A 17,741-nucleotide genomic window follows, 5' to 3' on the forward strand; every position below is an offset into this window, starting at 1 on the left:
ATAGAATGGATACCGAACAAAAAATATTTGGTGAAACGAGAAGGAATCTTATACTAAAGTGGCTAAAAGAAAGTCAGGGGCCAGTTACTGGAGGAGAACTCTCACGGAGGACAAAAGTAAGTAGGCAAGTCATTGTACAAGATATTTCTTTATTAAAAGCGCGACATGAACCAATTTTGGCAACTAGTCAAGGATATTTATATGTACAGCAACAACAAAAACAACTATATTCCCGAATTGTTGTTTGTCGTCACACCCCTGAACAAACAGAAAGAGAACTTACTTTACTAGTTGATCTTGGTGTAACAGTAAAAGATGTGACAATTGAACACCCGGTGTATGGTGATTTAACTGCATCTGTCATGGTTAGTAATCGTAATGAGGTCAAACAATTTCTCAAAAAATTAACTACGACGAATGCTCCATTACTCTCTGAACTAACTGATGGTATTCATATGCATACATTAGAGGCTAATGAAATAACTAAACTTGACGCAGCCTGTGAAGCGTTAAAAGAAGCTGAATTCTTAGCCTAGTAACAAAGAAAAGCGGAAGTGCCTCGGTCATCCCCGACAAGCACTGGAAGCAAAAAAATGTAAAGGTGCTACTTTTTTGCTGAAGTGACCTCGAGGGGATAGGCGTTTTAGCTAGACAATTTGAAAAACGGAAGGTGCTTGCTCATCGGCGACAAGCACGGAAAGCAAAAAAATGTAAAGGCATTCTCTGCCTTTACATTTTTTAGTGAAGTGGCTGAGCAGATAGCGTATGAAGCTAGTCTTGCTATTTTAAATATGAAAGTATGGATAGCTTCCTAATATGTTTACAGAGCAACCTAGAGCTTCCAACTCAGCAATTGCACCTGGTATTAGCACATCATCCATTTCTTTTTCTATATCAATAAGAAAAAAATAATTTCCTAGACCGGTCTTCATTGGTCTGGATTCTATTTTTGATAAGTTCAATTTCCTCCATGCAAAAGCTGAAAGGACTTGGTGTAGTGCACCAGATTGATCATCTAATGGCAGAGAGATCATTAAGGTGGTTTTATAGCCTGAAACTTTTTTACTTGTATGAAGTTGTTTATTACCTTTATGCAACACGACAAACCTTGTATGATTATTTTGGTAATCATGAATGTTTTCACGGACGATTGATAATCCATATTCCAATGCAGCTAATTCATTAGCAATCGCAGCTACCTTTTCACTTTTGTTCTCCCTAACATACTTTGCAGCTGCACTAGTAGAAGTAGTGTAGTCATGGGTAACACCTTTTAAATGCTTATGCAAAAATTTATGGCACTGTGCAATAGCGTGAGAATGTGAAAATACTCGTTCAACAGCTTGCCATTCTTGTTGATGATCTGGATGTACCATTAAATGTTGCTTTATGGGAGCTACTATTTCACCTACTATCGGAACAGTTTGTTCATGAATTAGATAATCAACGGTTAAATTGACAGATCCCTCTAATGCATTTTCTAGAGGTACTACACTTAATTCTACGTCACCATGACTTACTGCGTCGATACACTCTGGTATTGTGTGAAACGGTATTCTTTCTACAGGTGAAAAAAGCTTAGAAACTGCTAGGTCTGTAAATGACGCTTTTGGTCCTAAATAGCCAATTGACAGTACCACAAGTATCCCCTCTCCTATTATATATATAAATTTATATTAAGTAGTCTTTAGTTGTGTTGTACATATGAAATACGTGTCTATAAGCCCAACTGATTTTATGCACCTGAACTCAATACTTCAACATTCAAAACAAACTCTAAACGGTTTAGCTTTGAAAGTAGTGTATTGATTTCTTCAGTCATTCCAGCTGTATCGAGGGATAAAGTAACATTCGCCTTTCCATGAACAGGTATTGTTTGGTGGATCGTTAATATGTTACATTTTGCTGCCGAAACAAGTTTCAGCAATTTAGATAACGTACCAGAGCGATCCTCTAGATGAAAGAACAGAGTTATAATTTTCTCCTTTACAATTGTATTAAAGGGGAAAACAGCATCACGATATTTGTAAAACACACTTCGACTAACATCAACCTTTTGAACAGCATCTGCAACAGATTTTGCCTTTTTTCGTTCAATTAGTTCTTTGGCCTCGAGTACTTTTTTCATTGACTCTGGCAGTGCATCTTCTCGAACTAAATAAAACTTATCTCCCACTTTGCCCCAAGCCCCCCTCAATGTATATTTTTCTTAAATCCTCTAAGGTTCCAAAGCGGTTAGATTTATAAATTGACATATTATTTTTATTTGGATTTAATCTATAAATTCAAACTCAAATTCAAGTATCTTAACAAGGTCTCCATCCTTTGCTCCCTGTTGGCGTAATGCATCATCAATACCCATACCTCGTAGCTGACGGGAAAAGCGTCGTACAGATTCATCTCTAGAGAAATCTGTCATTTTAAATAATTTTTCTACATGATTTCCATATACTACAAACGAACCATCACTTTCGCGTGATATTTGGAAGTTAGGTGTTTCTTTAATATGTTTATACAGGACGCTTTGACTTTCTTCTTGATCTTCATTTTCATCATATAAAAGAAACTCTGGTGTTTTTTCAACCAGATCAGCAATTTCAAATAATAGGTCACGCAAGCCTTGTCTTGTTACTGCCGATACAGGAAAGATTTTCACATCATCACTGTTTAGCTTTTCTTTAAACTGCTGTAAATTTTCTTCTGCATCAGGCATATCCATTTTATTTGCAACGATGATTTGTGGTCGTTCTGTTAGACGTAGGTTATATTCACGTAATTCTTCATTAATTATCTGATAATCATCATATGGATCTCTGCCTTCCATTCCAGACATATCTATAACATGAACAATTACTTTTGTTCTTTCAATGTGCCGTAAAAATTGATGACCTAGTCCAACACCTTGATGAGCTCCCTCAATAAGCCCTGGTAAATCTGCCATCACAAAGCTACGATTATCTTCAGTTTCTACAACACCTAAATTTGGAACAATTGTTGTGAAATGGTATTCAGCTATTTTTGGCTTCGCTGCAGAAACTGTTGAAAGCAATGTTGACTTACCAACGCTTGGAAAACCTACTAATCCTACATCAGCTAGTACTTTCAACTCCATCGTAACATAGCGTTCTTGACCTGGTTCACCATTTTCAGCAATTTCTGGTGCAGGATTGGCAGGTGTTGCAAAACGTATATTCCCTCTTCCACCACGTCCACCTTTCGCAATGGCAGCGCTTTGCTCATGGATTGTTAAATCAGCTAATACCTCTTTCGTATCATCGTCGAGTACAACAGTTCCTGGAGGAACTTTAACAACTAGCGGATCAGCATTTTTGCCATGCATACTCTTAGACATTCCATGTTCTCCACGGGACGCTTTAAAATGTCTTTTATAGCGGAAATCCATCAAAGTTCTTAGACCTTCATCTACCTGAAATATTACGTCAGCACCTTTGCCTCCATCACCACCGGCAGGACCGCCTTTTGGTACATATTTTTCACGTCGAAAGGCAACCATTCCATTTCCACCATCGCCACCTTTAACATATATTTTGACTTGATCGACAAACATTTTTCTTCCTCCGATCTTAGTAATTAAGAAACGCGCAAGGCGCTGGCCTATTAGCAACATATATACCGTTCAGTCGAAAGGTTGTACTTTACCTTCTAAGCAAGTTCCCTTATGACCTCAGGCCGAAGCACCTGGAGCTAGCATTTAGAAAGCCGACGCACCTTATCATCCTCAACATCCACTGAAGCTATTGAAGACGTTTTTTGCCTTCAAGATCGTATGACGAGTAACGAGAGGAGATTGGCACTAAAGCTATATATTCAACAAAACTTAGGTCACGTTAAAGTAAAGATACTTCTAGCGACATTTCAGTGGTATGTATATCGTAATCAGTAATAGATATTTGTTCTTTGCTATTGTTATTGTTTACCCACAAAGTTATTTTATCTGTCTCTGATATTATGCCACGAAAGTCAAAAAAGAAACGGACATCGTTGTTACGTATATCGATTGAAATATTTAAATGGTGATTTCCATTTGGGTGAACCGAATTTTCTAAAAGCTCTACCAAACTTTTTGTCCAATCTATCATACTTTGATCGTATTTAGATAAATCTTGGATTTCCCCAAGCACCTCATATTCAATGAATACTTTATGGCTTTCCCAATTAAAAGTCATTAAATATGCTGCTAATGAAGGTAATTTTAAGTTCGAAAGCTTGGCCTCATACTCAGCTTCAATCACCATTTCTTCAATAATTTCTTTTACTCTATCAAGGTTATTTAGTTCTATGTTTCCTTTTATTAATTGTAGGTTATTTAACCAATCGTGACGCGAGTGTCGCAATAACTCAACGATATCCCACTGTTTTTTCATATTTCCACTCCTAATGACACAAAATAGTGGTTAATATATTAAAATGAAGAAAACTCTAACCATAATGGTTAGAGTTTGTTTAAATGTTACGCTTCTTGAGCAACAGGGTACACACTAACTTGTTTGCGGTCACGACCTAACCGTTCAAAACGTACCACGCCGTCAACTTTTGCGTATAATGTATCATCCCCGCCACGGCCAACGTTGACACCTGGATAAATTTTTGTACCGCGTTGACGATATAAAATTGATCCACCTGTAACTGTTTGACCATCAGCACGTTTAGCACCCAAACGTTTCGAGATTGAATCACGTCCGTTTTTTGTACTACCTACACCTTTTTTAGATGCAAAAAATTGAAGGTCTAATCTTAACATGATATTCACCTCCTATTTGATTTTTATTATTATTGTTTAGTAATTTTGATGTAATCCCCATACTCTTGTTCAATCGATTTCAAAGAAACGAGCATTCCTTCAAGCAATAGCTGAATTTTATCAGCTACAACTTTGTCAATGTTAGATGGTACTTCACAGTACAGGTAACCATCTTGTTGTTGAATGATTGGCTCGGTATTTGTTAATGCATAAATAGCATTAATAGTACCAATTGAAACAGCTGAGGCACCAGCACAAACAATATCTTTACCATGCGCAGCTTGATACGCATGACCACTCATCGTAAATGATTGTATCGTCCCATCATTTGCACGGTCGATCTTAACGTTTATCATAGTACACCTAGATTATGCGTTGATTTTTTCAATGACAATTTTTGTGTAAGGTTGACGATGACCTTGCTTTTTACGCACGTTTTTCTTAGGTTTATATTTGAAAATAGTAATTTTCTTTTGACGGCCATGTTTTTCAACTTTTGCTGTTACAGTTGCACCAGCTACAGTAGGACTTCCAACTTTAACGTTGTCTCCACCTACGAATAAAACCTTATCAAAAGTAACAGTTTCACCATCAGCCACGTTTAGCTTTTCAATATAAATCTCTTGACCTTCTTCAACTTTAAGTTGTTTTCCACCAGTTTCAATAATTGCGTACATACTTGCACCTCCTTAATAAACTAAGACTCGCCAGTATTCAGGCGTTTCGAAAGCATCGAAAACTTATTTATGTACCTGATCTGAGCGGTTGTAGCACGGTGCTACAAACAAACACAAATAAAATGATAGCATAGAAAAATGTTTACTGTCAATAAGTGTTTTCTACTTTCGACTTATTTACTTTTTCAAGAATATCAGCATATGTACCCATTTGCTTTATTTCATAAAATGCTTCTGTTTTCATAGATGTTGTTGTTAAAAAGATTGATAACCGTAACATCGTTTCTAACCTTGTAAGATGCTCATCATTAGGACCGCAAAATACCTTTTTAATGCTTTCTGTCGTCTCTATCCATATTGCTTCAAAATCTGTTTGACGATATTCCATCATTTCACGATCAAGTTTATATGCAATTTCTTCATTTGAAAGCACCCTACCTATACCATCACATTTCTCACAAGATGTTGTTAATTGTATAGGTATACTATCTCGTACTTTTTTTCGTGACATTTCTAGAATACCTAAACGTGTATATCCAAAGACGTTAGTTCTTGTCCTATCTTTGCGCAATTCTTTTGTAAGTACATGACTAACTTGTCTTTTGTCTTCTTCGTTTTTCATATCAATAAAATCAATTAAAATAATTCCTCCGATATCACGTAATCGAAGTTGTCTAGCTATTTCTATTGCAGCTAACTTATTTATGCGTACAATAGTATCACGAATCGCAGATTTTCCTAAATACTTGCCAGAATTCACATCAATTACTGTTAATGCTTCTGTTTGCTCAATAATGATATACCCTCCATTATCTAACCAAACAATTTTTTTTAGCAATTTATCTATTTCATGGTCTAAATGGAAAGCTGAAAAAATATTTATTTTATTCGTATACAATGAAACACTTGGCGTAGTTTCTTCTTTGATACCGGTCAATCTTGTTTTTATTTCCTTATAATAGTTCTGTTCATCTACGATGACTTCTTTAATTGTTGATTGAGGGATTTCTCTAAATATCTTATCAACAAAATGATTACCATGATGTAAAAGATAGGGTGGTTTAGTCATTTGCTGTCTTAGTTGAAGTTGTTGAAAACGTTCCTTTAAAAATATTAACTCTTGAATGACAACCTCTTCATCAGCCTCTTTACAAGCAGTTCTAAAAATAACTCCTTCATTTCCTTCGCACCAATCTTCACCCAAGCTCTGTAAAAAAGTTCGCTTTACATTATCTTCAATTTTTTTCGATACTGCAACATAATTACCAAATGGTAAATATATAACATAACGACCAGGTATCTCAATGATACCGCTTAACTTCGCACCCTTATTACCGATTTCTTCTTTAATTCCTTGGACGAGTATTATTTCACCTTGATGGACAAAACTTGATATTGATGTTTGGTGTTTTTCCTTTACTGATGAAGGCGACAAATGATAGCTTAAAAGTTGATTTAGATGTATAAACCCTTTCTTATCTGCCCCATAATCTACAAAAGCTGCTTGTATACCAGGATGAACATCAGTAACTCGACCTACGTAGATATTTCCTACAACCTCATGATTATTAGGTTGCTCAATATGATATTCAACGAGCTTATTATCTTCTATTATTGCCATTCTTTTTTGTAAGCTCGTTGCGTTAATAATCAGTTTTTTTTCCAATATTCAATGCCTCATTTCGTGAACGATCGATATTTTTATATTTTACCGCCACATACAAGATAAGTGCAAGCTCCGACCAACCCTTACGAATAATGAAGGCTTTTCGTCTTGCTATATTTACATTGATTGTTGCTTTTTGTACTAAGAAATAAATAAGTATAAACTAAAGCGTTCGTGGTATCTTTTCTCATTTAAAATGAGGACAATTGTATAAAATTTATTTATTGCTGTTCTAATTTAATCTCAAAAGCAACAAACTTTACGAAAAAAGCTTTATATTAATGATCATCTTTGCTTTTTATCTTTTAATAATAGAATATATATAAATTAAGGGCTCAAATGATGATCTAATCTTCTTTATTTCCATGACAAACATTTAAAACATGATTAGGGCGTAAAAAAATAAATGTTACGACTACAGCCTTAGAAGATTTTAGATACTAAAAGGTCTTGCTTGACAAAAAAAAAAGCCCATAGATTATAATTAATACTCATACAACAAATCACCAATTGGTTGCGTCACTAGCTTTTCAGAAAAATACGCATGTAATAATTCGTTTTCATCTAGAGAAGCACTTTCCTTCTCTCCACGTTGAACAATAATGGAATGTTTATAACCTCTTTGAAACTTTAGTAAAACATGATGAATTTGTTCTACATCATCAACAACTATAGACTTTAACTGCTGAACGGAATCTTGTTTGCCGTAATACCTCTCTAGCAAAAATCTCATAAACACATAATGACGTTGACGCCATTCAATAATGAGTGAGTAAGCTAAGAAGCCAATGATCATCCAAAAATTTAATTGAAACGGATAGGTAATTAGAAATACTACGACCATTGCTACAATTAGTATGAACGAGCAGTAGAGTGTCCTCTTATGTGCATTGCTAAAAGATTCTTTTAAAGATAGTATTACAAATAATAATTTCCCTCCATCTAGCGGCCAAATAGGAAGTAAATTTAAAGAAAAGATCACTAAATTTTGATTTACAAATAATTGAAAGCTGTCTTCTGACATTAACGAAGTAGTGTATAGTAGGTAGCCAACCCCCAATAGCCATATATGTTGAAGTGGACCTGCTAAAATCACAATTAACTCTTGCTTGATTGGTCGATTCCCATGTTCATCTACCTCAGCTACTCCACCAAAAGGTAACAAAGCAATGCGTTTAATTCGCCATGAAAAAAAATGAGCCGCAAGCACATGACCCATTTCGTGAACAAAAACGATAAGAAAGAGCATGATAAGTTCCCTTACATGTCCAGTTATAATGCCGATCCCTATCAAAAACCAAAGCAATGGGTGAATGTAGACTTTTGATAACAACGCAATGATGTTATTCAAATGAGATCACCTGTATCGGATCAATAAATTCAGTACCTTTTTTAATTGCAAAATAATATGTTCCCTTTGTTTGATCACCATCTTCCATCACATCACCAATCACTTCACCTTTTTCAATAAATTTAAACATTTCAGTTGAGATTGACTGCAAATTTCCATACCACGTTTCTGTTTTATTTGCATGTTGAACGATAACTGTTTTCCCAAGCCCTTCCTTCTTACCAGCAAAGGATACCCAACCATCATCCATCGACTCAACTTGTGTTTTGCTTACTGTTTCAATAACAATACCCTGTCCATCAGTCTCAAAATCTTGTAATACTTTTCCTGATGCAGGGACAGCATATTCAAACTGTGAAAATTCAGTCTTATCTTCCCCTGCAATATTGCGTTCAGGAAGGAGAGCAATCGGTTTTCCGAATATATTTTCATACCATGCTGAAACAGAAGCAAATTGAAATTCTTGCTGAAATGTTCGGGTAACAAAATCCCTACCTGATTTAAATGTATCTGATTCGTTTTTAAACATAATTGCTACAATTAATACTAGACATATAGAAAATAATACTTTAAACATAAATTTTTCTTTTTGAAATAGTGGATGAATATCATTAGTTTCATGTTGAAATGAAGAGTTCGGCATTGGTATTTTGTGATGTTCATCACGAAACAGTTCCTTTGAGGGTTGATCGCGAGGTGGACGTATCCCTCTATCTTTTTTTCTTTTTGCAATACGTTTTCTAATTTCATCAGCACGATGATGTCCCATTTATCTCACACCATTCCCCTTTAAGAGCATGTTCAAAAATAGTGAAGAATTACAAGATCGCGTAGCTACAAGCACCAGAATAAAGCTACTACACTGAGAAAAAATTCTGCTGCTTGTTTTAAGGAATTAATTTTTCTGAAAAAACTCTCGGAAGCATCTTGGCATACGTAATGTCATTTACGCATACAGCAGATGTATTGGAGTCCCACTTTACGGATTTAGAATATCCTGTTCAAATTCTACGGTCCTTCTTCCCAAACTTTTTGAACGATCTCTTTAATCAATTGTTTGTACTATTTTATGACTTGTCCGGATTGATTAGAACAAAAAATCAATTAGAAGATGGTGAAAAAAGTCGTTGTACTAGAATGATTTATTTAGATCAAATGTGTTGTATACATACTCATTTGAAAAAACTACACTGATAGAAGTGGTTGTCTACAATGTTTAAAACTGAAGGATTTTTTATAGAGCTAAACACAATATAACAACCGTTACTGCATCTTTTCTTTTCAAATTTTGAAATGACGTTACGATTTTTTTGATAGGAGCCTAAATATATGAAAAATAAATCACTATACAACAAATCATATTATTAAGAGATTGCTAATCTTTCATAATAAAAATGCTGTGCTTGGATCGATTGTTTGTCCCAGGTTAGTAGCAATTAAGTTTATGAAAAGACCCATAAAAAAACTTCTGATTAAAAAGAGACTAATCAGAAGCCATTAAATATACTTGATAGAGTAATGATATAAACCTTCTCTATTCTATTTATACTCTCACACCAAAGAACTTTTTAATTTTTGAAAACATACCTTTCTCCCCAATGTCTAAAGATTGGAGAGGAACAGATTCGCCTAACACCCTTCGTGCAATATTTCTATAAGCAACACCAGCTATATTCTTTGGATTCATAGCTATCGGTTCACCTTCGTTGGATGCTTTAATTACCTCATCATCGTCTGCTACGATACCGATCAAATCAATTGAAAGATGAGCTACAACATCATCCACGTCTAGCATATCCCCGTCTTTTACCATTTTATTACGTATTCTATTAATTATTAGTTTTGGTGGTTCTATGTCCTCTTCTTTTTCAAGTAAACCTATTATACGATCCGCATCTCGAACAGCTGATTTCTCTGGTGTTGTTACGACAATTGCCTTATTTGCCCCCGCGACAGCATTTCTGTATCCTTGTTCGATTCCTGCGGGGCAATCGATAAGAACATAATCAAAGTCCTGTCTAATTTCGGAAACTAGTTTTTTCATTTGATCAGGGGTTACAGCTGTTTTATCACTTGTTTGTGCTGCAGGAAGTAAGTATAAATTATCATCAAACCTCTTATCTTTTACTAAGGCTTGATTAATCTTTGAACAACGCCCTTCTACTACATCTACTAAATCAAATATAATTCGATTTTCTAGACCCATTACGACATCTAAATTCCGAAGGCCAATATCTGTATCTACAAGACACACACGTTTGCCTGCTAGCGCTAAAGCGGTTCCTAGATTAGCAGATGTTGTTGTTTTGCCTACTCCACCTTTTCCTGATGTTATGACTATAGCATCTCCCACTGTCACATTCCCCTTTCCAACCGCGTTAATATAGGTCTTATATGAGTTAGCAGTTGTAAACGATCTACTATTATTTTGTTATCATCATTTATATAAGCACATTCCATACCATGTGAACTATCATCATCATATTCCGGTGCTCGACTAATAATATTACAGATTTTCAATTGTGAAGGTTTCATTACTGATGCAGCAATTACGGATTGTTTATCGTTATTTGCACCCGCATGGGCAACTCCACGCAGAGCACCTAAAACAAAAATATTACCGCCAGCTACAACCTTCCCACCCGGATTCACGTCACCAATAAGTAGTAAATCGCCTTGTACATGCAATACTTGCCCTGAACGTATTATTTTGCATACAGGAACAACCTCTGTTTCTCGTTTCCACGTTAATGCTTCCTCTTTGGAAATTACATTCCCCTCTATTGAATCTACAACAAGTTGCTTCTTTGAACGAATGAGCACACGAATTTGTTCTTCTTGTTCATTTGTTAGGAAACGATTACCAATCTGCAAATGAACAGCTATGAAAGGACCTTCCTCATCCCCTTGAAATGTTAGTGATAGCTTTTCTTCTAGCTCTTGTAACAAGCTTTGGAATGAGCATGTATCATCGAGATGTAACGTCAATCCTTCTTTCGTTCCTTTTATCGTAACTAATTGTTGTTTATGCTTATTCACGTCGTTCACCTCAATGAATATATATTTCGACAAAGGTTGAATATTTCCTCTAAGATGATTGTCAAAAAATCTGTTAATTAACTTGTTATAGATATAGCTAAGGCTAGCCTTTTCTACCATCTTCCGACACTTTTGTTAAGTATCTTTTTAAAGGATAAGAGAAAATAACTAGAAATATACTATTTAACACGATAGTCGGATATAATCGATTCATACTAAAATCATTTATTGACATTTGTGTACTTGTAATTAGTGCATAGAGTCCATATACATAATACTCTATGAAAGAAATCATAAAAAGACATATAACTGATACAATAACTAAATTAGATTGGAGAAACTTCATAAGCTTAAAAACTAAATATGCAGCAACAGGATACGAAAACATATATATCCCAATAACTTCTGTATATACTACATCATATAATAATCCAAATATTGCTGCATATATAATACCGATTAATTTATCACGATAAACTGTAATAAAGATAAACAAAATTAACGAAAACCTTGGAACATAAATAAAATCTTTTAAAAAACGTTCAGGTGGAAATATGTCTATGATTGTACTTTCAGCTATAAATAAGAAAGTAGCGAAAAGAGGAAGATAAAAACGTCGCACTATTCTTCCCCCTCGATATCTACTGGTGTCATAGTCCGTTCTAGTACGATGACGTGATCGATTGTTGAAAAATTCGCTTCTGGCTTAACATACGCTAATTGCAATAACCCAGATTCATCTGGCACTACATCTATTACTTTACCAATTGGCAATCCACTAGGAAAAACGCCACCTAACCCAGATGTAATGACGTCTTGATCGACCTTCACTTCGACATTCGTAGCTTTCTTAAGTTTTAATAATAGTGCCTCACGTTCATCATCATAGCCTTCTATAACACCATCTACATTGCTTTCTTCATCCTCACCTAGAACAACTGCAGCAACCCGATTTATTCGATTTTGATTCGTATCACTTAACAGTTGAATAGTTGATTTAAATTGTGAGGTCTGCTTCACTTTTCCTATTAAGCCTTTTGAGGTAATGACTGCCATGTCGACTTTCACACCGTGTTTTTCACCTTTATTTATATATATATTCTGATACCATTGATCAGGATTTCTTCCAATAACCGTCGCTTGAATCGGAGTATAATCTGTAAGACTTGTTGTTTTTTCTAATATAGCACTAAGCTCTTCATAATCTTGTTCAAGAATTTGATACTTGTCTTTTAACGCAACGTATTCTTCCAGCCTGGCCTTTAACATTTTGTTCTCTTCGTATGTATTCTTTAAGTCATTCACATTTTCAAAGAAGCCCGCAACATATTGTGCGGGCTGATGAACGATGGATTGTACCCAACCAACGGTGTCTTTAATAAACTGTTCTGGCCATGTTACCTGCTCACGGTCTCTTAATGAAAACCCAATCAATGCCACTAAAATAATCACACATATTAATAATATTATTAATCGTTTATTTAAGAAGAATTGTGGCATGATTTGCACCCTCTTAAGTTAATCATATTAGTCATTAACTTGGTTTTTGAATAAATGAATGTGATCTAATGCTTTTCCAGTACCTATCGCAACACAATCAAGCGGATTTTCTGCAATAAGAACTGGCATTTTCGTTTCTTCACTAATAACCTTATCTAAGTTTCTTAACAACGCGCCGCCGCCAGTCAAAACAATTCCTCTATCCATAATATCTGCGGCTAATTCAGGAGGTGTATTTTCCAACGTATTCTTTACTGATTCAACAATAGAAAATACTGTATCGCGCATTGCTTGAGTGATTTCGTCTGCAGAGATTTCTATCGTTTTTGGCAACCCTGTAACTAGGTCACGGCCTCTAATTTCCATCCCTTCAACATCATCTGATATACTTGCTGATCCAATCTCTACTTTTATTAATTCTGCGGTACGCTCACCAATTAATAAGTTGAACGATTTACGAATATATTGAATGATCGCTTCATCCATCTCATCACCAGCAACACGTATGGATTGCTTAGTAACAATCCCTCCTAAAGAAATAATCGCAACCTCAGTCGTACCTCCACCAATATCGACAACCATGCTACCAGTAGGCTCCCACACCGGTAAATTTGCACCGATAGCTGCTGCAAACGGCTCTTCAATCGTGTATGCTTCACGGGCACCAGCCTGTTTTGTAGCATCCTTAACAGCCCGTTTTTCAACTGCAGTTACACCAGAAGGTATACATACCATTACATTCGGTTTACGCGCAAAAACACTTTTATTTTTCAATGCTTGCTTAATATAATATTTCATCATTGTTGCTGTTGTTTCATAATCTGCAATTACCCCATCCTTCATCGGGCGTCTTGCCACAACATTTCCAGGTGTACGTCCAATCATATTTTTAGCTTCATTACCAACAGCCACTATTTGTTTAGAATCTTTTTGAAAGGCCACTACTGAAGGTTCCCTCACGAGTATACCTTTGCCTTTTACATACACTACTGTATTTGCTGTACCTAAATCTATTCCAAGGTCTCTAGTACCAATGCCAAACATTAATTGTATCTTCCTTTCTGCTACGAAATACATATAATTATTGTAGTAAACTTTTGCTTGTCCACTTTGAAAGTGATTTGTATAGCTATTTTCAGCAAAACACTTGCTGTTTTCATATTACGACATATACAACTAGAGTACGTGCCATCTTCGCTTATTAAATAAGATGACCATCGAGTAGAAAAACTACTAGTTGATCTAATTTGATAGCATTATTAACAAAGTTTACGAAAAGAGAGTTAGTAAAAAACTCATAAATAATATTATATCGTACCACCGATTAAAATAACAGTGCTACAAATATCCTTTTTCCTTTAAACTTACGAATTTATTATCACCTATTATAATATGGTCTAATAAGTCGATTCCTATAATCTTACTACACTCTGATAGTCGCTTAGTTACTTCAATATCCTCACGGCTAGGTGCCGGGTCTCCAGACGGATGGTTATGGGAACAAATGATTGAAGCTGCTGAACGGCGGAAAGCTTCTTTAAACACTTCTCTAGGATGCACAATTGACGCATTTAGGCTACCAATAAAAACTGTTTGCCTATGCATCAATTGATTTTTTGTGTTTAAATATAAAACGACAAAATGCTCTTGTGTAAGAAATCGCATGTCATCCATGACGTAACTTGCAGCGTCTTTAGGTGTTTTAATAACATACCTTTCTTCAAATTGCAGTCTCCCAATACGCATACCTAGTTCCACAGAAGCCATAATTTGAACAGCCTTTGCGACACCAATTCCTTTAAGTTCTGTAATTTCTTCTATTGAAGCGTCCTTTAATAAACGAAGTCCTTCAAAGTGTGTTAGTAGCCGATTCGATAATTGAAGAACAGATTCATTTTTCGTTCCAGTTCTCAAAATGATTGCTAGCAATTCATGATTAGAGAGACAATTGGGTCCGTCAGTGATAAGCCGTTCTCTAGGGCGCTCGTCTTTTGGGAAGTCACGTATCATCACTTCGCTTACATTCATATTTCCCCCCCTTAGTATAGAATACGCATTATTATTTAGTTATCTTTGGGTAATAGCCGATTTTTTTTAGCTCGCGAACAGTTCTAGCTACTGGTAAACCTACAACTGAAAAATAATCACCTTTAAGTTCTTTTACTAACAGTGCACCTAATCCCTGTATACCGTAGGATCCTGCTTTATCAAATGGTTCACCACTATCAATATACTCAGTAATTTCTTGTTCAGTTAATTCCCAAAAGGTTACCTCTGTGGATTCAAAAAACGTCTTTTCCAATTGAGGAGAAATGAGCGCTACTCCTGTAAGCACTTGATGCTTGGAACCAGATAGTTTTGTTAATGTATTAAACGCATCATCTCTATTTTGTGGTTTACCTAGTAACTCACCGTTACTTATAACGATAGTATCAGCCCCAATTACATATGAATTTGGATTGTTGCTTGAGATATTTTTTGCTTTTTGGTATGCAAGTGACATGACGACGTCTTCAGGAGGTAAATGAGCTTCAATAATTTCTTCAATATTACTTACAGAAACAGTAAATGGTATGTGAAGGTTTTCTAAAAGTTCTTTTCTACGAGGAGATCCAGAGGCTAAAATGAGGTTATTCATACTATCACCCTTTATTTTATTTCGTACAGTTTGGAAGATACAACAGTATCGTAACAAATTATTAGCTCATTAACAATTCATATTAGTATATTTTGGATCATATTTATTTTTCACTCTCATTTATTACACTAGATTTCTCTAAAAACAGTACAAATTACTTGATTGGAGAAAATATTTTTATCATTATTAATGGATAGTTGGTTTATAGTTACTCTTATTATATTACGTGTTTTTTCTAGTAAACTAGAACACCGCGCTTCATTCAAATTTAGATTATGTAAATGAGCATATTTTAAACCCTGAAATAGAAAGTTAATCTTAAGTAGGATAAATAACGAAACAGGGCTTCAAGTGCTGTTAGCAAATAAATAAGAAATTCCATAATTAGTATAGAAATTAAACCCCACAGTTTTTTTAGATAGGAATAGACATTATGATGGGTCGTAAGGAGGTCATATACAATTTTTATAGTATATGCAGCTAAAGGAGTGGTTTGTCCTTTTAGAGAGCAATGTTGTCCAACTATCGGTAGACTCATTGCCCATGAAATATTCGAAGTGAACGATCAACGTTCCAAACAAATATAAAGATCCAACATTTAAGGACAAATGGTACCAAGGCGCATTCGGGACCAAGAAGTCAAAGTACACATATCTTTATACATATAAATACGCATTGTAAAAAAAATGTTTCTTACTAACTCCGGTGAAGAATAATAAAACAATTGTAAGTAATAAACTTTAGCATAAAACCTAACCTTCAAAAGTGATAAAACAAAGTAAATAGTATGAAAATCTGAAAAGGGTAATTGACCTTTGCTCAATTCCCCCTTTAGTTAACAGCCCTATCAACTATATTTTTTATAATGGTTGTTTTCGCATTAATTGCTGCTTCTCGCAATCATCTTATCGTATAATACGAGAATATTCAGTAAAGCTTGCTGACTATTCATTATGGATGTGCGGTTACCATTTTGCTTAAAGATTTTCAATTGTTCAACCGCTGTAGTAAGTTCCTTAGCATGCTGCTGTATTGATGTCGACGATGTATTCAAATCTAGCTGAGACATCATCAAAGAGTTTTGTTCTAAACTATTCCACACTTCTTCATTCAGTGACTTTCCAGAAAGTAATATAGCTGATGCCTCAATAAGGCTTTCATACATCTGTCTGCTTTGCCCAATATAATTCTTTTCTTCATCACTACTAGTAGTAATTGTTCCCCCCTCAATGACAAATTGCTTGTTATACGTCTCTAATCCTCTATCAGTAAAAAGTTGACTAAGAGAGTCGACAGATGCCTCTGTACTGCTAAGCCCAATAAACAAAGAATAGTTATCTGCGCTTTTTATTAGAATTGATGGGATACCATTACTTGTTAATTGCTGTTGATATTCGTGTCCAGTAGATTCTTGAGAAAAAGCACCTCCTTGAACAACTTGTACAACGAGAGGTTCAAAAATGCCTATTTGAGTATTACTAGAAGGCTGGTTAGAATTGGTAGCACCTGAAAAATCAGCTGAGTCTTCCAATGGTATATTTTCTTCTAGTGCTTGTTTTGGCTGCTCGTCAGAAATTAATTGTAACATTAGTAAACCCAACCCAATTCCAATGACAATTGCCAATAGTATGGACACCAAAAAGTTTTTTGATGAATACGGAAATTTATTGTTTATTTTAGGAAATCTTAATTTACGCCTCGATGTATCACTATGTCCTTTATGACGCAAGTCTTCAATTGACACTATATCTTTATGCTGAATGGTGTTTTGTTGTTTATCAGGTAAAACCCACAAAAATTCCTCTTCACCTTGATCTTTTGTTGTAGCAACTTGTTTCTTCCCGACAGACAGGTTCTTTTTTTTTCTTTGAACCCCATTTTGTTCTTTTCCGTTAATTTTAATTGATATTTGTTCTTTTTGCTCGTCCACACTTTCACCACCTAGTGTCACATTTCTTAGCTTGCTCCAATGGTAGCATAGGGTTTCAAAAAAAACACAAGACTTTTGTCGTCTTAATATTAAAGGTTTTCGTCAAATTTCTTAGTTGCTTTTTTGCCTCGATTTTAATATTGGCCGTTTTCGCATTGGTTGTTGTATTTCATATTAA

20 protein-coding genes and 1 other annotated feature are annotated in these 17,741 nt (G+C 35.1%); of the genes, 2 read left to right on the plus strand and 18 right to left on the minus strand.

Annotated elements, in window-relative coordinates; translation table 11 throughout:
- Positions 1 to 5 precede the first annotated feature (5 nt).
- Together ACSVDA_RS09665 and ACSVDA_RS09670 are read left to right on the plus strand one after the other, a co-directional pair.
- Positions 6 to 536, plus strand: a complete 531-nt coding sequence (locus ACSVDA_RS09665) for a 3H domain-containing protein (protein WP_485882749.1) — start codon at positions 6 to 8, stop codon at positions 534 to 536.
- Between the two features lie 120 nt (positions 537 to 656).
- A complete protein-coding gene (locus ACSVDA_RS09670; RefSeq protein ID WP_485882751.1) occupies positions 657 to 815 on the plus strand; it encodes a hypothetical protein in 159 nt (52 codons plus the stop codon).
- Here the strand turns inward: ACSVDA_RS09670 and pheA are convergent.
- From pheA to ACSVDA_RS09760, 18 genes are all read right to left on the minus strand, one after another.
- The gene (gene pheA, locus ACSVDA_RS09675) at positions 786 to 1,634 is read right to left on the minus strand and encodes a prephenate dehydratase (RefSeq protein ID WP_320208047.1); all 849 of its coding nucleotides are present in this window, start codon (positions 1,632 to 1,634) and stop codon (positions 786 to 788) included. The two genes, ACSVDA_RS09670 and pheA, sit on opposite strands and share 30 nt — an antisense overlap.
- A gap of 101 nt (positions 1,635 to 1,735) precedes the next feature.
- The gene (locus ACSVDA_RS09680; protein ID WP_485882752.1) at positions 1,736 to 2,176 is read right to left on the minus strand and encodes an ACT domain-containing protein; all 441 of its coding nucleotides are present in this window, start codon (positions 2,174 to 2,176) and stop codon (positions 1,736 to 1,738) included.
- Positions 2,177 to 2,272: 96 nt separating this feature from the next.
- Positions 2,273 to 3,568 carry a GTPase ObgE gene (obgE, locus tag ACSVDA_RS09685; protein ID WP_485882754.1) on the minus strand — a complete coding sequence of 432 codons (1,296 nt, stop codon included), beginning with the start codon at positions 3,566 to 3,568 and terminating at the stop codon, positions 2,273 to 2,275.
- Between the two features lie 280 nt (positions 3,569 to 3,848).
- Positions 3,849 to 4,385: a Spo0B C-terminal domain-containing protein gene (locus ACSVDA_RS09690; RefSeq protein WP_485882756.1), complete on the minus strand. Its 537-nt coding sequence runs from the start codon at positions 4,383 to 4,385 to the stop codon at positions 3,849 to 3,851.
- Between the two features lie 86 nt (positions 4,386 to 4,471).
- Positions 4,472 to 4,762 (minus strand): 50S ribosomal protein L27, encoded by a 291-nt coding sequence (rpmA, locus tag ACSVDA_RS09695; protein WP_214481457.1) that lies wholly within the window; start codon positions 4,760 to 4,762, stop codon positions 4,472 to 4,474.
- 29 nt (positions 4,763 to 4,791) lie between these two features.
- The gene (locus ACSVDA_RS09700; RefSeq protein WP_214481458.1) at positions 4,792 to 5,118 is read right to left on the minus strand and encodes a ribosomal-processing cysteine protease Prp; all 327 of its coding nucleotides are present in this window, start codon (positions 5,116 to 5,118) and stop codon (positions 4,792 to 4,794) included.
- Positions 5,119 to 5,130: 12 nt separating this feature from the next.
- Positions 5,131 to 5,439 carry a 50S ribosomal protein L21 gene (gene rplU, locus ACSVDA_RS09705; RefSeq protein WP_485882758.1) on the minus strand — a complete coding sequence of 103 codons (309 nt, stop codon included), beginning with the start codon at positions 5,437 to 5,439 and terminating at the stop codon, positions 5,131 to 5,133.
- A 13-nt stretch (positions 5,440 to 5,452) separates the two neighbouring features.
- Positions 5,453 to 5,539 (minus strand) — a sequence feature (ribosomal protein L21 leader region).
- Positions 5,540 to 5,587: 48 nt separating this feature from the next.
- A complete protein-coding gene (locus ACSVDA_RS09710) occupies positions 5,588 to 7,105 on the minus strand; it encodes an Rne/Rng family ribonuclease (RefSeq protein WP_485882760.1) in 1,518 nt (505 codons plus the stop codon).
- Positions 7,106 to 7,589: 484 nt separating this feature from the next.
- A complete protein-coding gene (locus ACSVDA_RS09715) occupies positions 7,590 to 8,456 on the minus strand; it encodes a M50 family metallopeptidase (protein WP_485882762.1) in 867 nt (288 codons plus the stop codon).
- Positions 8,449 to 9,225 carry a peptidoglycan DD-metalloendopeptidase family protein gene (locus tag ACSVDA_RS09720; RefSeq protein WP_485882764.1) on the minus strand — a complete coding sequence of 259 codons (777 nt, stop codon included), beginning with the start codon at positions 9,223 to 9,225 and terminating at the stop codon, positions 8,449 to 8,451. The genes ACSVDA_RS09715 and ACSVDA_RS09720 overlap by 8 nt, the downstream gene beginning before the upstream one ends.
- Positions 9,226 to 9,999: 774 nt before the next feature.
- Positions 10,000 to 10,809, minus strand: coding sequence for a septum site-determining protein MinD (gene minD / locus ACSVDA_RS09725; protein WP_320207754.1), 810 nt, complete (start codon positions 10,807 to 10,809; stop codon positions 10,000 to 10,002).
- Between the two features lie 2 nt (positions 10,810 to 10,811).
- On the minus strand, positions 10,812 to 11,495 hold the full coding sequence (minC, locus tag ACSVDA_RS09730; RefSeq protein WP_214481465.1) for a septum site-determining protein MinC: 684 nt from the start codon (positions 11,493 to 11,495) through the stop codon (positions 10,812 to 10,814).
- A 103-nt stretch (positions 11,496 to 11,598) separates the two neighbouring features.
- Positions 11,599 to 12,117, minus strand: coding sequence for a rod shape-determining protein MreD (mreD, locus tag ACSVDA_RS09735; protein ID WP_485882766.1), 519 nt, complete (start codon positions 12,115 to 12,117; stop codon positions 11,599 to 11,601).
- Positions 12,117 to 12,995 (minus strand): rod shape-determining protein MreC, encoded by an 879-nt coding sequence (gene mreC, locus ACSVDA_RS09740; RefSeq protein ID WP_485882768.1) that lies wholly within the window; start codon positions 12,993 to 12,995, stop codon positions 12,117 to 12,119. Before mreC ends, mreD begins: the two co-directional genes overlap by 1 nt.
- A gap of 27 nt (positions 12,996 to 13,022) precedes the next feature.
- Complete coding sequence (locus ACSVDA_RS09745) at positions 13,023 to 14,039, minus strand: rod shape-determining protein (RefSeq protein ID WP_214481470.1); 1,017 nt, start codon at positions 14,037 to 14,039, stop codon at positions 13,023 to 13,025.
- A gap of 294 nt (positions 14,040 to 14,333) precedes the next feature.
- Positions 14,334 to 15,023, minus strand: a complete 690-nt coding sequence (radC, locus tag ACSVDA_RS09750; protein ID WP_485882770.1) for a RadC family protein — start codon at positions 15,021 to 15,023, stop codon at positions 14,334 to 14,336.
- Positions 15,024 to 15,054: 31 nt separating this feature from the next.
- On the minus strand, positions 15,055 to 15,633 hold the full coding sequence (locus ACSVDA_RS09755) for a Maf family protein (protein ID WP_485882772.1): 579 nt from the start codon (positions 15,631 to 15,633) through the stop codon (positions 15,055 to 15,057).
- Positions 15,634 to 16,513: 880 nt separating this feature from the next.
- Positions 16,514 to 17,563 (minus strand): hypothetical protein, encoded by a 1,050-nt coding sequence (locus ACSVDA_RS09760; RefSeq protein WP_485882773.1) that lies wholly within the window; start codon positions 17,561 to 17,563, stop codon positions 16,514 to 16,516.
- Between the last annotated feature and the right edge of the window lie 178 nt (positions 17,564 to 17,741).

Source organism: Cytobacillus sp. Hm23 (assembly GCF_051842895.1).
GTDB lineage: Bacteria > Bacillota > Bacilli > Bacillales > SM2101 > Nanhaiella.

What these genes read in the sequence shown, in the direction of transcription:
- ACSVDA_RS09665 (WP_485882749.1), top strand. Translation starts at nt 6, where the DNA reads ATGGATACCGAACAAAAAATATTTGGTGAAACGAGAAGGAATCTTATA.
- obgE (WP_485882754.1), bottom strand. Translation starts at nt 3,568, where the DNA reads ATGTTTGTCGATCAAGTCAAAATATATGTTAAAGGTGGCGATGGTGGA.
- ACSVDA_RS09690 (WP_485882756.1), bottom strand. Translation starts at nt 4,385, where the DNA reads ATGAAAAAACAGTGGGATATCGTTGAGTTATTGCGACACTCGCGTCAC.
- rpmA (WP_214481457.1), bottom strand. Translation starts at nt 4,762, where the DNA reads ATGTTAAGATTAGACCTTCAATTTTTTGCATCTAAAAAAGGTGTAGGT.
- ACSVDA_RS09700 (WP_214481458.1), bottom strand. Translation starts at nt 5,118, where the DNA reads ATGATAAACGTTAAGATCGACCGTGCAAATGATGGGACGATACAATCA.
- rplU (WP_485882758.1), bottom strand. Translation starts at nt 5,439, where the DNA reads ATGTACGCAATTATTGAAACTGGTGGAAAACAACTTAAAGTTGAAGAA.
- ACSVDA_RS09720 (WP_485882764.1), bottom strand. Translation starts at nt 9,225, where the DNA reads ATGGGACATCATCGTGCTGATGAAATTAGAAAACGTATTGCAAAAAGA.
- mreC (WP_485882768.1), bottom strand. Translation starts at nt 12,995, where the DNA reads ATGCCACAATTCTTCTTAAATAAACGATTAATAATATTATTAATATGT.
- ACSVDA_RS09745 (WP_214481470.1), bottom strand. Translation starts at nt 14,039, where the DNA reads ATGTTTGGCATTGGTACTAGAGACCTTGGAATAGATTTAGGTACAGCA.
- radC (WP_485882770.1), bottom strand. Translation starts at nt 15,023, where the DNA reads ATGAATGTAAGCGAAGTGATGATACGTGACTTCCCAAAAGACGAGCGC.
- ACSVDA_RS09755 (WP_485882772.1), bottom strand. Translation starts at nt 15,633, where the DNA reads ATGAATAACCTCATTTTAGCCTCTGGATCTCCTCGTAGAAAAGAACTT.